Genomic DNA, 12,783 nt, shown 5'->3' on the forward strand with positions numbered 1-12,783 from the left:
CGACGCCGCCGACGGGACGGCAACGAGCACGGCGTACGCGCCGGGGAAGAGGACGACGAGTGGGGCAGACGACGGCATCCGGTGCCGACCTGACGTGGTTGCTCGACGATCTGGTCAGCCGGGTCAAGCAGGCTGAGCACGCCGTCGCGCTCTCCACGGACGGCCTGCTGATGGCCGCGTCCGGGGGGATGGGACGGGACGACGGCGAACACCTCGCCGCGATGGCCGCCGGCATCCAGAGCCTGGCCCGGGGCGCCGGCAAGCGTTTCGGCGGCGGGCAGGTCCAGCAGACCATCATCGAGATGGAGTCCTCGTTCCTGTTCGTCACCGCGGCCGGGCCCAACGCCTGCCTGGCGGTGCTGGCCGGCACGGACGCCGACGTCGGCCTGATCGCGTACGAGATGGCGATGCTCGTCGCCCGGGTGGGCAAGTACGTGGCGTCCCCGGCCCGGGGCGTCGATCAGCCGTCCGGCGGGAACTGACCGCGATGGCCGGTGACGGCGACCCCGTGGACGAACAGTGGGTCGACGAGCACGCGGGCCCGGTGGTCCGTCCGTACGCGGTCACCCGGGGTCGGGCCCGCCCGGTCACCGGCTCCTTCGACCTGATCTCGCTGGTCACGGCGACCCGGACGAACGCGGTCGAGGAGGCCGGGCTGGGGCCGGAGCACGTGGCGATCGTGGCGCTGACCCAACGCATGCAGTCGGTGGCCGAGATCGCCGCCCGACTGGACCTGCCGGTGGGCACCGTACGGGTGCTCCTCGGTGACCTGGTGGCGCGGGACCTGGTCCGGGTACAGGAACCCCGGGAGCCGGCCGGTGTCAACGACGAGAGCATCTACGAGGCGGTGATCAATGGACTACGGGCACTCTGAACGTCCGGCGGGGGCGCGGGTGCTGCCCACCGCGCTCAAGGTTCTGGTGGCGGGCGGTTTCGGGGCCGGCAAGACGACCCTGGTCGGGGCGGTCAGCGAGAGCCGTCCACTGCGGACCGAGGAGGTGCTGACCGAGACCGGCATCGGCGTCGACGACCTGTCCGGTGTGGAACGCAAGAGCACCACCACGGTGGCGATGGACTTCGGCCGGATCACCATCAGCAACGACCTGGTGCTCTACGTCTTCGGCACCCCCGGGCAGGACCGGTTCTGGTTCCTGTGGGACGAGTTGGCGGTGGGGGCGCTCGGCGCGGTGGTGCTGGCCGACACCCGACGGTTGGCCGACTGTTTCCCGTCCATCGACTACTTCGAGGGGCGGGGCACCCCGTTCGTGGTGGCGGTGAACTGCTTCGAGGGCGCCCGCCGGTTCGGCGTCGACGAGATCCGCGCGGCGCTGGACCTGGACCCGGAGGTGCCGTTGCTGCTCTGCGACGCCCGGCAGCGGGAGTCCGGCCGCAACGTGCTGATCACGCTGCTGGAGCACGCCATGAAGACCCGCGAGGCCCGCCGTCGGGCGGCCGGCGGCTGAGCACGACCGCACCGCGCGCCGACGCGACGGGCCCCCTCCGCCGGCGGAGGGGGCCCGTTCCGTGCACGGGGTACGTCAGCTCGCGATCATGCGGCGCAGCACGTACTGGAGGATGCCGCCGTGGCGGTAGTAGTCCGCCTCGCCCGGGGTGTCGATCCGGACCACCGCGTCGAACTCCACGCCGGTGTCGGTGTTGACCCGCACCGTACGCGGGGTGTCGCCGTCGTTGAGCGCGGTCACCCCGGTGATGGAGAAGGTCTCCGTGCCGGTGAGGCCGAGCGACTCGGCGGTGGTGTCCACCGGGAACTGCAACGGCAGCACACCCATGCCGATCAGGTTGGACCGGTGGATGCGCTCGTAGGACTCGGCGATGACCGCCCGGACGCCGAGCAGCATGGTCCCCTTGGCCGCCCAGTCCCGCGACGAGCCGGAGCCGTACTCCTTGCCGGCCAGGATGACCAGCGGCACGCCGGCCTCCTGGTAGGCGGTGGAGGCGTCGTAGATGGAGGTCTGCTCGCCGGTCAGGTGGTTGACGGTGAAGCCACCCTCCACTCCGGGGACCAGCTGGTTACGCAGCCGGATGTTGGCGAAGGTGCCCCGGATCATCACCTCGTGGTTGCCCCGGCGGGAGCCGTACGAGTTGAACTCGTGGCGCGGCACACCGTGCTCGGCGAGGTACCGGCCGGCGGGGGAGTCGGCCTTGATCGCGCCGGCCGGGGAGATGTGGTCGGTGGTGACCGAGTCGCCCAGCTTGGCCAGCACCCGGGCGTCGGCGATGTCGACGACCGGGCTGGGCTCCTGCTGCATCCCCTCGAAGTACGGGGGCTTGCGGACGTAGGTGGAGTCGTCGGCCCAGGCGAAGGTGTCGCCGGTCGGGGTGGGCAGCGACTGCCAGCGCTCGTCACCGGCGAACACGTCGGCGTAGGCGGCGCTGAACCCGGTCGCGCCGATCGCCTGGGCGATGACGTCCTGGATCTCGGCGGTGTTGGGCCAGATGTCGCGCAGGAACACCGGGTTGCCCTCGGTGTCCTCGCCGAGCGGCTCGTTGGCCAGGTCGATGTCCATCGTGCCGGCCAGCGCGTACGCCACCACCAGCGGCGGGGACGCCAGGTAGTTCATCTTGACGTCCGGGTTGATCCGGCCCTCGAAGTTCCGGTTGCCGGACAGCACCGACACGACGGCCAGGTCGCCGGAGTTGACGGCGGTGGAGACCTCCTCCGGCAGCGGGCCGGAGTTGCCGATGCAGGTGGTGCAGCCGTAGCCGACCAGGTTGAAGCCGAGCTTGTCGAGGTACGGCGTGAGACCGGCCCGCTCGTAGTAGTCCATGACGACCTTCGAGCCGGGCGCCAGCGTGGTCTTGACCCACGGCTTGCGGCTCAGGCCCTTGTCGACGGCGTTGCGGGCCAGCAGCGCGGCACCGATCATCACCTGCGGATTGGACGTGTTGGTGCAGGAGGTGATCGCGGCGATCACGACCGCGCCGTGGTCCAGCTCGTACTCCACGCCGTCGCTGCCGGTGACCCGGACCGGGTTGCTGGCCCGGCCCCCGGCGCCGACGGCGGCGGTCTCCAGGTCGCGCGGCTCGTCGGCCGGGTCGCTGAAGTCGTTGGCGGGCGGGTCGCTGGCCGGGAACGACTCGGCGCTGGCCTCGTCGGCCGGGCCGTTCGCGCCCCGGGGGAGCTGCTCGCGGGCCACGCCGGGCTTGAGGTCGCGCTCACCGGCGGAGTCGTCGGCGACGTAGTCGGTCAGCGCCGAGCGGAACAGCGTCTTGGCGACCCCGAGCGGGACCCGGTCCTGCGGGCGCTTCGGCCCGGCCAGGGACGGCTCGATGGTGCCCAGGTCCAGCTCCAGGCGCTCGGAGTACGCCGGCTCACGCTCCGGGTCGTGCCAGAGCCCCTGCTCCTTGGCGTACGCCTCGACCAGCGCCACCTGGGAGGCGTCCCGGCCGGTCAGTTCCAGGTAGCGGACGGTCTCGGCGTCGATCGGGAAGATCGCGACGGTGGAGCCGTACTCGGGGGACATGTTGCCGATGGTGGCCCGGTTGGCCAGCGGCACGGCGCTGACGCCGGGGCCGTAGAACTCGACGAACTTGCCGACGACGCCGTGCTTGCGCAGCATCTCGGTGATGGTGAGCACCAGGTCGGTGGCGGTGGTGCCGGCCGGCATCTCGCCTGCGAGCTTGAAGCCGACGACCCGGGGGATGAGCATGCTGACCGGCTGGCCGAGCATCGCGGCCTCGGCCTCGATGCCGCCGACGCCCCAGCCCAGCACGCCCAGGCCGTTGACCATGGTGGTGTGCGAGTCGGTGCCGACGACGGTGTCCGGGTACGCCTGGCCGTTCCGCTCCATGATCGTCCGGGCCAGGTACTCGATGTTGACCTGGTGCACGATGCCGGTGCCGGGCGGGACGACCTTGAACTCGTTGAACGCGGTCTGGCCCCAGCGCAGGAACTGGTAGCGCTCCCTGTTGCGCTCGTACTCCAGCTCGACGTTGCGGGCGAAGGCGTCCTCGCGGCCGAACAGGTCGGCGATGACCGAGTGGTCGATGACCAGCTCGGCCGGTGCGAGGGGGTTGACCTTGGTGGCGTCGCCGCCGAGGTCGCGGACCGCCTCGCGCATGGTGGCCAGGTCGACCACGCAGGGTACGCCGGTGAAGTCCTGCATCAGCACCCGCGCCGGGGTGAACTGGATCTCCACGCTCGGGTCGGCGGTGGGGTCCCAGGAGCCGAGCTGGGAGATGTGGTCGGCGGTGATGTTCGCGCCGTCCTCGGTCCGCAGCAGGTTCTCCAGCAGGATCTTCAAGCTGTAGGGCAGTCTGTCGTGCCCCGGCACCTGGCTGATCCTGAAAATCTCGTAGCTCGCGTCTCCGACGCGTAGCTGGGTCTTCGCACCGAAGGTGTCGAGGCTCGCCACGTCGTACTCCTTCACACCAGCGACCGTGAGTAGTCCTGAGCAGTCTGTCGCACCGGGCGGAACGTCGCCCAGGTTAGGTAACACTTACTGCCGATTCGTCGTCTTCCAACAAAACCGTACGTCCGTCTTGCTATCCACGCAACCTCGTGCCAGGGTTCGGGACGAGGAGGTGCCACCATGATCCACCATGTGCTGCTCGCCTGCCCGCCCGGTGCCGAGGCCTCGTCCCGGGCCTTCTACGTGGGCATCCTCGGCCTGACCGGGAAACCCAAACCCCCGGCCCTCGCCGCCCGTGGCGGCTGCTGGTTCACCGGGTACGACGCCGAACTGCACCTCGGCGTCGAGGCCGACTTCCGGCCCGCCCGCAAGGCGCACCCCGCCCTGCTGCGCCCCGATCTCGACGCCCTCGCCGACCGGCTGGCCCGCGCCGGCCACCCGGTCACCTGGGGTGACGACGACGAGCTGCCCGGGATGCGCCGCTTCCACACCGCCGACCCGCACGGCAACCGGCTGGAGTTCGTCGCCCCGCTGCCCGACCGGACGGCACCGCCGCCGGCCCCCGGTCGCTGAGCGCCACCGTGTCGGACCCCGCCGCTACGGTGTGCCGATGGCGTCGGTCAAGCAGGTCCAGATCACCTTCGACTGCGCGGAGCCCGAACGGGTCGCCCGCTTCTGGTGTGCGGTGCTCGGTTACGTCGTGCCGCCACCGCCGCCGGGGTTCGCCGACTGGGGCGCGTTCGACAGCGCCCTGCCGCCCGAGCGGCAGGGCTCCGCGTTCGCCTGCGTCGACCCTACCGGCGCGGGCCCGCGACTGTTCTTCCAGCGCGTGCCCGAGGGCAAGGTGGTCAAGAACCGGCTGCACCTCGACGTGCGGATCGGCCCCGGCCTGGTCGGCGAGGAGCGGTTGGCCGCGCTGGAGGCGGAGTGCGCCCGGCTGGTCGCTCTCGGCGCGACCCGGGTACGCCTGCTGACCGCCGACGGGTACGACGAGTCGTGCCTGGTGATGCAGGACGTCGAGGGCAACGAGTTCTGCCTCGACTGAGCCACCGCCGTCGGCCCGCACTATCGTTTCCGCGTGCACATCCGTTTCGACGTCCCCGCCGACCCCGCCTACCCGGGCCGGGTGGCCGCCGCGCTCAGCAGCGTCCGGTTGCGTCGGTTCACCCTGATCGGCGCGGCGCTGGCGGCGGCCGGGGCGGCCGGCCTGCTGGTCTCCCGGGGCGGCCGGCTCTCGTCGCTGTGGCTGGTGCTGCTCGTGGGCGGGCTGCTGTCGATGCTCTACGCGCCCTGGGTGCGCTGGCGGGCCCGACGCCGCTCCGACGACTACGCGGTCGAGGGCGGTTACGACATCACCGACGACAACATCATGATGCGCAGCGGCTCGGAGTCCGGCGGCATCGCCTGGGACGGGGTGGCCCAGGTACGGCAGGCCGGCGACTTCTGGATCGTGTACGTCGGTCGGATGCCGGCGACGGTGATCCCCCGCTGGTTGATGTCCCCCGGGGACGCCGAGACGTTGCGTGCCTTCATGGCCGCGCGCGGTCTGCTCCAGCCCCGGTGAACGGCCCTGTCGGACAGGTCGTCGCTCCCCGGCCGACCGGGGAGCCGAGGTGACGGGTAACCGGTCGCTGCTGCCGACCTTCGTCGAGGGCCTGGCCGCGCACCTGGCCGGGCACGGGTTCACCCGCGAGGGCGGCACCCGGATCTTCCGCCGCTACGCTCCGACCGGGGCCGCTCTGATCATGGAGGTGCAGTCCTCGGACCACTCCACCAGGACGACGAAAGCCTTCTACCTCAACGTGGCATTCGTGCTGGCCCCGCAATGGGAGAGCTGGCGTCGCCGGACCGGGCTGCCGGATTCCGCGCTGCCGAGCAGCGTCAACGGGATCTGGCGGCACCGGATCGGGCACCCGGTGCTGTCCGGGGGCGACCAGTGGCGCATCCACAGCACGACGGCCGCGACGGTGGCGCGGGAGGTGCGGCGACGTGTCGACGAAACGGTGCCGCAGCTCCTGCCGATGCTGGAGCGCGACCAGCTCTTCGTCGACGCTGCCCGGATCTTCGCTGCCCGCTCCTGGCAGGTGCGCGCCTGGCTGTTGGCGGTGCACGGGCCCTCGGAGGAACTCGACCGGATGTTGGCCCGGTGTCCACCGAATGCGGCCAGGATGATCCGCGACCACCTGGCCGGCTCCGGAGACGGATCGTCCGGGAAGCCACCGCTTGGCCGGCCATGGCCGACCCCCGGTCGGGACGACCACGCCCGGCCCGCCGCCGACGCGGCACCGGCCGTGCGGGGTTGGACCGCCGAGGAGGACCTCGTCCCCCTGCTGCGACGGATCAGCGGATGCATCGCCTACCCGTACGACGACCTTGACGAGGCGGCGCTCACCGGCGCGCTGGACGACCAGCCGGCCGACGGCGGGTTCTGCTACCCGCTCATGGGCATCCCCCCACTGACGGTGCGGTTGGCCCGCCCGCCCGGCGGCACCCGGATCAGCGTCGAGGTGGACGGACCCCTCGATCCGGTCCTGACCGACCGGCTCGGCACCCTGCTGACGGAGCGGTAGCGCGGACCCCACCGCGTGGGCCCGACCCGCAGCCGGAGTCCGCCCCGGGCCCGGACGGCCGGGCCCCCGAGTGCCCCGCCCGGCCCGTCCGGCGCGGGTAGGGTTCGAGGTCGGGTCGGAAGGGGTGCGCAGTGGTCGACGTTCAGCACTGGCTCGTAGCGCTTCCCCCGGGGGTGGTCTACCTGATCGTCGCCGGGGTGATCGGCGTCGAGAGCATGGGTGTCCCGTTGCCGGGCGAGATCGTGCTGGTCAGCTCCGCCCTGCTGGCCGCGACCGGGGTGGTCGAGCCGCACTGGGTCGCCACCGCCGCGGCGTTCGGCGCGATCGTCGGCGACTCCGTCGGCTACGCGGTGGGTCGCCGGGGCGGCCGTCCGCTGCTGGCCCGGCTGGGCCGGCGCTTCCCGAAGCACCTGGGGCCCGCACAGCTCGCCCGCGCCGAGCAGAGCTTCGCCCGGCACGGCGTCTGGGCGGTGTTCTTCGGCCGGTTCGTCGCCCTGCTGCGCATCCTGGCCGGGCCGCTGGCCGGCGCGCTGCACGTGCCGTACCGGCGGTTCCTGGTGGCCAACGCGGCCGGCGGCCTGGTCTGGGCCTTCGGCACGACCTACCTGCTCTACACCCTGGGCCGGGCGGCCGAGCACTGGCTCAAGGACATCTCCTGGGCCGGCCTGGTCCTGGCCGTGCTCGGCGGGGTGGCCAGCACCTGGTGGCTGCGCCGCCGGGCCCGCCGGCTGGAGTCGACGACGACCACCGACGAGGCCGAACCGGTGGCGGCCGGCACCGACCGCTGAGCCGCCACCGCTGCGGCCCCCGGGCACGGGAGCGAGCCGGCCGTACCGACGACAATCGGGCCGCCCCCGGGTGGGGGCGGCCCGATCGGTGTCCGGGGTCAGGACGGGCAGCGGGTCAGGACGAGTAGCCGCGGGTGGCGATCCAGTCGGCGAGGTTGTCCACGCTCATCCGGTAGGACGCGGTGTTCGGGTTGGCCGAGTCACCGATGGTCACGGTCTTCCCACCGTCGCGGTAGCCGATGACGCTGATGTAGTGGCCACCCTCGAAGGAGTGGGCGTTGCCGTCGGTGTCCACGGCGGTGCCGGCGATGTTGGCCACCACGGCCCGACCGTCGTCGACGGTACGCACGATGTCGGCGCGCAGCTCGTCGGTCTGCTTGTCGTCGGCCTTGGCGCTGCGGATCTCGGTGCTCTCGTACGCCTTGCGGCCGGTCTCCTTGTTCAGCACGGGGGTGATGTCGTTGATGCTGTCGGTGCCGGCCTCGGTGGTGCGCATCTCCTTGGCCATGGCGTCGACGTCAATCTTCTTGCCCTGGACGGACAGGGCGTTGCGGGTCGCGGCGGGGCCGCAGTAGTAGAAGTTCGGCTGCGCCTGGTAGTCCATCGTCAGCTCACGCTCGCCGGCGGGCCGGCGCTCGGCCTGCACGGAGGCGGGTGCGCCGGTGCGGGCCTCGGCGGCGTAGGCGGCGGTCAGCGGGCCGGCGATGGCACCGGTGGTGAAGGCGAGGCCGGCAGCGGTCAGGGCGGTCTTGCGGATCAGATCGGTACGCATGGTCGCGTGCTCCTCTGCATCGGGGGTGTGGCGTACGCCCACAGGGGGGTGGGGCGTGGCCGGAAGTTCGGGGGGATCGCCCGGCGATCGGGGGGACCTGCTCGGGCGTCCGGGGATTGTCAACCGACCCGGTGGCGACCGCATTCCGCGATCGGGGTTCCGGGGCCGTCCCCCTGGGGCGGGGGAGTGGCGGTGGTATGCCAGGTACAACGCCCCGCCCCCGGCGGCGATTCCGCCGTGCGGGTGGCCCCGGCCACGCGACGATCGGGCACGAACGGGTCTGTCCGGTGCGGGACCTCGCGCCCCGAACCGGACATCCGGCCCGTCACCGGACCCCGCGCGGTGGGCGGACGACCCGGCTCAGTCGGCCCGGATCAGGTCGACCACCGCGTCCCGGGCCGCCCGGACGGCCTCGCGGGACTGCTCGGTGTGGTCCAGGATGTCGAAGGCGTGCTGACCGTCCGGCACCTCCACCAGACGCACCGGTCGCCCGACCTGGGCGGCGGCGTCGAGGAACGCCGCGATGCCGGCCAGCAGCCCGGGGAGCTTGTCCTGCCCGGCCCGGGTCAGCACCACAGGCGTCGTCGAGCCGGCACCGAGGGCGTCGAGGGGGAGGAACCGTGCCGGCACCTCCCAGCCGGGCAGCGGGACGAGCAGCGGATAGGTCAACGCGATCCCCCGCACCCAGTCCGGTGCGGCGCGCAGCCAGTCGGCCGACAGCAGGCTCCCGCCGGAGAAGAACCAGAGCACCACCCGCTGCGGGTCGACCCGGGGGTCGGCCCGGACGGCCTCGACCAGGCCGGCGATCTCGTCGGCGGTGGCGGGCAGCCCGGCCAGGTCGGTCACCCGGTAGCTGATGACGGCGGCGACCAGGCCCTGCTCGGCGAGGAGCGCCCCGTAGCCCCGGTAGAGCAGCCAGTCCCGGGGGTCCGGCGCGCCCGGCGGAAGCGGGGCACCGTGCACCACGACCACCACGGGGTGCGGGCCGGGGCCGGCCGGCAGGTGCAGGTCGACCTGGCCGTGCCGCTCCACCGGCGCGGCGGGCGGCGCCAACACGAAGGGTTGCTGCTCGACCGCATCGTCCATGCCGGGGAGCCTAGCCCTCCACGGCCCGTCGAACCGTCCCGTCGGGACCACCGTGGACACCGCCCGTGGCCGAGCGGCCACGGGCGGCCGTGGGAACGGTCAGGCCGGGTCGTCGCCGGACGTCGCGGCCTGGGCGTGCCGCTCCCGCAGCCGGTCCCGGATCTCCTCCGGGGTGTACGCGCGACGCCGCCGCTCGGCGCGGGCGACGACCACCCCGGTCGCGGCGACCCCCGCGAGACCGGCCAACCCGAGGACCTTCCACCACTGCATCCGTTGCCGCATCGGCCTAGGGTAGACGCCCATGAGCATCAGCCTGGACGAGGCCGTCGACCTGACCCGTACCGGTGACGTCTGGGTGTTCCGGGGGCGCAGCGTGCCGGACCGGGCCATCCAGTTCACCACCAACAGTCCCGTCAACCACGTCGGTATGGCGGTGGTGCTGGACGACATGCCCCCGCTGATGTGGCACGCCGAGCTGGGCCGGTCGCTGCGGGACATGTGGACCGGCACCCACCAGCGGGGTGTGCAGCTGCACGACCTGCGCGACGCGGTCTGCGTCTGGGCCAACCGGTACGGCCAGCGGGCCTGGCTGCGTCAGCTCGAACCGTCGGCCGATCCGACCATGGAGCAGGCGGTGCTGCGGACGGTGGCCCGGCTCGACGGCACCCCGTTCCCGTCCACCGCCCAGTTGGCCTGGCGGTGGGCCCGGGGGCGGGTGCCGCAGCTGCGCCTGCCGCTGCCGGGCCGGCGGGACCGGGACGACGAGCCGGCCGACCGGGCGGCGGGTGACAGCGCCCTGGAGACCGCGTACTGCGCCGAGGTGGTGGCGGTGACCTACGAGGCGATGGGGCTGTTGCCGCCCGGCCGGCGGCCCAACTGGTACGACCCGGGCCGGTTCTGGAGCGGCGACGACCTGGATCTCGCCGGCGGCGCGCGGCTCGGCGCGGAGATCGAGGTGCGTATCCCGCCCCGGTGAGGTTTGCCGGCGGCCGGGGGCGGCAATTGGTGACGCCGTGAGAGCTTCCACCGACCTCGACACGTTGAGCGACTTCTTCGACAGGTACGGGGTGGCGCTCACCACCGGCGACGTGCCCACCATCGCCGGCTGCTACGCCCTGCCGGGGCTGGTGGTCGCCGACACCTACAGCTTCTCGTTCAGCACGATGGCGGCGGTCGCGCTCTCCTTCGTCGGTGCCGCGCCCGACTACCGGGAACGGGAACTGGTCGCGGCGCACGCGCTGATCGAGGAGGTGGAGCCGGTCTCCGCCCTGCTGACCATGGTGTCGGTGCGCTGGGAGTTCCTGGACAGCCAGGGCCGGGCGGTGCCCGGGGAACGCTACCGTTACCTGCTGCGCGGCACCGAGGACGGCCCGGCGATCTGCACCGTCATCCGGACCGGCTGACCGTTCGGTCGCCCCTGCCACGCCCCCGGTGATCATCCCTACCGGACGGTCGCTAATCTCTGCGTCCAGGGTCGACCGAGGAGGGCCATGCCGGGCACCCGTGGGACGCGGTGGACGTCCCGACTGCCCCAGGCGGTCGCCGCGACGCCCTGGCTGCTCGCCTCGGTCGGGGTGATCGTGCTGCTCCTGCTGCTGGTCAAGGCGCTGGTGGCGGTGCTGGGTCACGATCGGTACGCCGAGCACGGCGCCGGGTCACGCAGCGAGGCCGTGATGGTGCCCGGGGTGCCGGTGACGACCGCGCCGGCGTCGGCGACGCCGACGCCGTCGCCCACCCGCACCCGACGGACCAACGGCGGCGGGACCGGCGTGGTCCCACCGGCGGCCGGTCGGACGCCTGTCGCGTCCCGGTCGGCCAGTCCGTCGGCGTCGGTGTCGCCGACGACCGTGGCCCTGACGCCGACGCCGGTCACGCTGCTCAACGACGACGCCCCGGGCATCACCTACCGGGGGCGGTGGGCGGTCTCCCGGAACCGGCCGTACGGCGACCACCGCGACGACGTGCACTACACCATCCACGACGGGGATTCGTTCAGCTTCACCTTCACCGGCACCGGTCTGGACTACATCACCTCGCGGGACCCCGAGTACGGTGACGCCGACGTGTGGGTCGTCGACGCCGGTGGGCGACCGGTGAAGCAGCAACGGGTGAGCGCGCGGGCGCACCGTTACCAGCCGCAGCAGACCGTGTTCAGCGTGCAGGGGCTGCCGGTCGGGCAGTACACCATCTGGGCGGTCAAACGCGGCGGGGTCTACTTCCAGGTGGACGCGCTGCGGGTGCGCGGCTGACGGGACGAATCAAACTGTCCGGTTAGGACAAAGTCCGGACGTTGGGTACTTTCCGACAATCGCCTGAATCGTTACTCTTCTCGGACGGGGCCGACCAGGGAGGGTCATGTCCGGCATGCGTCGCGCGCAACCGCGGGCACACGGAGCGGGTGCGTTGGCGTCGTCGCCATGGGTCGTGGTCGCCACCGGGGTACTGGTGATGGTGGTGCTCCTGATCGTCGCGTTGGCGTCGTACCGCAGCCGGGGGCCGGCGTTCGAGGCCCGGCCGGCCGATCCGCTGCCGACGTACTCGCTGCCGGGCTCGGGGGCGACCAACCCGGCCCGGGTGGCGGCGAACCTCCCCGAACCGGTGGTCCCCGGGCTGACGCCCCGCCGCACCGACACGCCTCCGGTCGAGGTGCCCGTGGTGGTCGTACCGGGCGAGCCGTCGGGCGGGGACGACCTGTCCGACCCGCCGGCCGGTGGGGTCGAGTCACCGCCCGACGACCCGGGCGGTGAGCAGCCCCGGCCGACCACCCCCGCGCCACCGCCACCGCCCGCCGCGCCGCCGTCGTCGCCGGTCTCCGGCCGGTTCAGCGTGCGGGACAGTTGGAACAACGAGGCGTTCATCGGTGAGGTGCTGCTCTACAACCGCGACCGGGTGTCCCGGCCGTGGACGGTCCGGTTGGTGCCGCCACCGGGCAGCCGGCTGGTCACCTCGTGGGTCGAGGGCGCCCCGCAGGGCACTCCCCGGATGTCCGGCGGGGTGTTCACGTACACCAGCGGGGTGAACGTCGGGCCCGGTGCCTCGGTGCCGTTGCGGTTCCACTTCGAGAACACCGGCGGCAGCATCCGGCCGTCGCGGTGCACGGTCGACGGGGTGCCCTGCTCCGGCCTCTGACCCACCGGCTGCCGGTCCGCCGCGCCGACCACGCCGCCGTCCGGCCGTGGGCGCTGCCGCCGTCG

16 protein-coding genes are annotated in these 12,783 nt (G+C 72.7%); 12 read left to right on the forward strand and 4 right to left on the reverse strand.

The window, feature by feature from the left end:
* Nucleotides 1–59: 59 nt before the first annotated feature.
* Genes ACN265_RS08395 through ACN265_RS08405 form a run of 3 tightly spaced genes read left to right on the forward strand, consistent with a single transcriptional unit; the run spans nt 60 to nt 1,463 of the window.
* Nucleotides 60–482, forward strand: a complete 423-nt coding sequence (locus tag ACN265_RS08395) for a roadblock/LC7 domain-containing protein (RefSeq protein WP_204926119.1) — start codon at nt 60–62, stop codon at nt 480–482.
* Between the two features lie 5 nt (nt 483–487).
* The gene (locus ACN265_RS08400) at nt 488–874 is read left to right on the forward strand and encodes a DUF742 domain-containing protein (RefSeq protein WP_420119124.1); all 387 of its coding nucleotides are present in this window, start codon (nt 488–490) and stop codon (nt 872–874) included.
* A complete protein-coding gene (locus tag ACN265_RS08405) occupies nt 855–1,463 on the forward strand; it encodes a GTP-binding protein (RefSeq protein ID WP_204926120.1) in 609 nt (202 codons plus the stop codon). The genes ACN265_RS08400 and ACN265_RS08405 overlap by 20 nt, the downstream gene beginning before the upstream one ends.
* A 75-nt stretch (nt 1,464–1,538) precedes the next feature.
* Here ACN265_RS08405 and ACN265_RS08410 read toward each other — a convergent pair whose 3' ends face one another.
* Complete coding sequence (locus ACN265_RS08410; protein WP_421406629.1) at nt 1,539–4,391, reverse strand: aconitate hydratase; 2,853 nt, start codon at nt 4,389–4,391, stop codon at nt 1,539–1,541.
* Between the two features lie 162 nt (nt 4,392–4,553).
* Between ACN265_RS08410 and ACN265_RS08415 the strand changes: the two genes are divergently transcribed.
* The 5 genes from ACN265_RS08415 to ACN265_RS08435 all read left to right on the forward strand — a co-directional run bounded on the left by ACN265_RS08415 (nt 4,554) and on the right by ACN265_RS08435 (nt 7,731).
* Nucleotides 4,554–4,946 (forward strand): VOC family protein, encoded by a 393-nt coding sequence (locus tag ACN265_RS08415; protein ID WP_421406631.1) that lies wholly within the window; start codon nt 4,554–4,556, stop codon nt 4,944–4,946.
* Between the two features lie 37 nt (nt 4,947–4,983).
* A complete protein-coding gene (locus ACN265_RS08420; RefSeq protein ID WP_421406633.1) occupies nt 4,984–5,418 on the forward strand; it encodes a VOC family protein in 435 nt (144 codons plus the stop codon).
* A gap of 33 nt (nt 5,419–5,451) precedes the next feature.
* The gene (locus ACN265_RS08425) at nt 5,452–5,937 is read left to right on the forward strand and encodes a YcxB family protein (RefSeq protein WP_421406635.1); all 486 of its coding nucleotides are present in this window, start codon (nt 5,452–5,454) and stop codon (nt 5,935–5,937) included.
* A 49-nt stretch (nt 5,938–5,986) separates the two neighbouring features.
* Nucleotides 5,987–6,943, forward strand: coding sequence for a DUF4304 domain-containing protein (locus tag ACN265_RS08430; protein WP_421406637.1), 957 nt, complete (start codon nt 5,987–5,989; stop codon nt 6,941–6,943).
* A 131-nt stretch (nt 6,944–7,074) separates the two neighbouring features.
* Nucleotides 7,075–7,731 carry a DedA family protein gene (locus tag ACN265_RS08435; RefSeq protein WP_208569160.1) on the forward strand — a complete coding sequence of 219 codons (657 nt, stop codon included), beginning with the start codon at nt 7,075–7,077 and terminating at the stop codon, nt 7,729–7,731.
* A gap of 115 nt (nt 7,732–7,846) precedes the next feature.
* Here the strand turns inward: ACN265_RS08435 and ACN265_RS08440 are convergent, their stop codons facing one another.
* The 3 genes from ACN265_RS08440 to ACN265_RS08450 all read right to left on the reverse strand — a co-directional run bounded on the left by ACN265_RS08440 (nt 7,847) and on the right by ACN265_RS08450 (nt 9,871).
* Entirely contained in the window at nt 7,847–8,503 is a 657-nt protein-coding gene (locus ACN265_RS08440) for a C39 family peptidase (RefSeq protein ID WP_420115433.1), read from the reverse strand.
* Between the two features lie 360 nt (nt 8,504–8,863).
* On the reverse strand, nt 8,864–9,589 hold the full coding sequence (locus tag ACN265_RS08445; protein ID WP_420115432.1) for an alpha/beta hydrolase: 726 nt from the start codon (nt 9,587–9,589) through the stop codon (nt 8,864–8,866).
* Between the two features lie 99 nt (nt 9,590–9,688).
* Nucleotides 9,689–9,871, reverse strand: a complete 183-nt coding sequence (locus ACN265_RS08450) for a hypothetical protein (protein WP_204926255.1) — start codon at nt 9,869–9,871, stop codon at nt 9,689–9,691.
* A gap of 19 nt (nt 9,872–9,890) precedes the next feature.
* On the opposite strand from ACN265_RS08450, the gene ACN265_RS08455 reads away from it, so the two are divergent.
* The 4 genes from ACN265_RS08455 (at nt 9,891) to ACN265_RS08470 (ending at nt 12,718) form a co-directional block, all read left to right on the forward strand.
* The gene (locus tag ACN265_RS08455; RefSeq protein ID WP_204926129.1) at nt 9,891–10,565 is read left to right on the forward strand and encodes a hypothetical protein; all 675 of its coding nucleotides are present in this window, start codon (nt 9,891–9,893) and stop codon (nt 10,563–10,565) included.
* Between the two features lie 37 nt (nt 10,566–10,602).
* A complete protein-coding gene (locus ACN265_RS08460; protein WP_204926130.1) occupies nt 10,603–10,992 on the forward strand; it encodes a hypothetical protein in 390 nt (129 codons plus the stop codon).
* 87 nt (nt 10,993–11,079) lie between these two features.
* On the forward strand, nt 11,080–11,838 hold the full coding sequence (locus tag ACN265_RS08465; protein ID WP_420115431.1) for a hypothetical protein: 759 nt from the start codon (nt 11,080–11,082) through the stop codon (nt 11,836–11,838).
* 154 nt (nt 11,839–11,992) lie between these two features.
* Nucleotides 11,993–12,718 (forward strand): cellulose-binding protein, encoded by a 726-nt coding sequence (locus tag ACN265_RS08470; protein ID WP_421406642.1) that lies wholly within the window; start codon nt 11,993–11,995, stop codon nt 12,716–12,718.
* Nucleotides 12,719–12,783: the final 65 nt, after the last annotated feature.

Origin of the sequence: Micromonospora sp. WMMD730 (assembly GCF_049178955.1) — a bacterium.
In the GTDB taxonomy this organism is placed as follows: Bacteria; Actinomycetota; Actinomycetes; order Mycobacteriales; family Micromonosporaceae; genus Micromonospora; species Micromonospora wenchangensis.

Excerpts from the sequence above, each read along its gene's own strand:
- ACN265_RS08415 (WP_421406631.1), top strand. The coding sequence starts at position 4,554 with ATGATCCACCATGTGCTGCTCGCCTGCCCGCCCGGTGCCGAGGCCTCG.
- ACN265_RS08400 (WP_420119124.1), top strand. The coding sequence starts at position 488 with ATGGCCGGTGACGGCGACCCCGTGGACGAACAGTGGGTCGACGAGCAC.
- ACN265_RS08420 (WP_421406633.1), top strand. The coding sequence starts at position 4,984 with ATGGCGTCGGTCAAGCAGGTCCAGATCACCTTCGACTGCGCGGAGCCC.
- ACN265_RS08405 (WP_204926120.1), top strand. The coding sequence starts at position 855 with ATGGACTACGGGCACTCTGAACGTCCGGCGGGGGCGCGGGTGCTGCCC.
- ACN265_RS08450 (WP_204926255.1), bottom strand. The coding sequence starts at position 9,871 with ATGCGGCAACGGATGCAGTGGTGGAAGGTCCTCGGGTTGGCCGGTCTC.
- ACN265_RS08445 (WP_420115432.1), bottom strand. The coding sequence starts at position 9,589 with ATGGACGATGCGGTCGAGCAGCAACCCTTCGTGTTGGCGCCGCCCGCC.
- ACN265_RS08455 (WP_204926129.1), top strand. The coding sequence starts at position 9,891 with ATGAGCATCAGCCTGGACGAGGCCGTCGACCTGACCCGTACCGGTGAC.
- ACN265_RS08440 (WP_420115433.1), bottom strand. The coding sequence starts at position 8,503 with ATGCGTACCGATCTGATCCGCAAGACCGCCCTGACCGCTGCCGGCCTC.
- ACN265_RS08465 (WP_420115431.1), top strand. The coding sequence starts at position 11,080 with ATGCCGGGCACCCGTGGGACGCGGTGGACGTCCCGACTGCCCCAGGCG.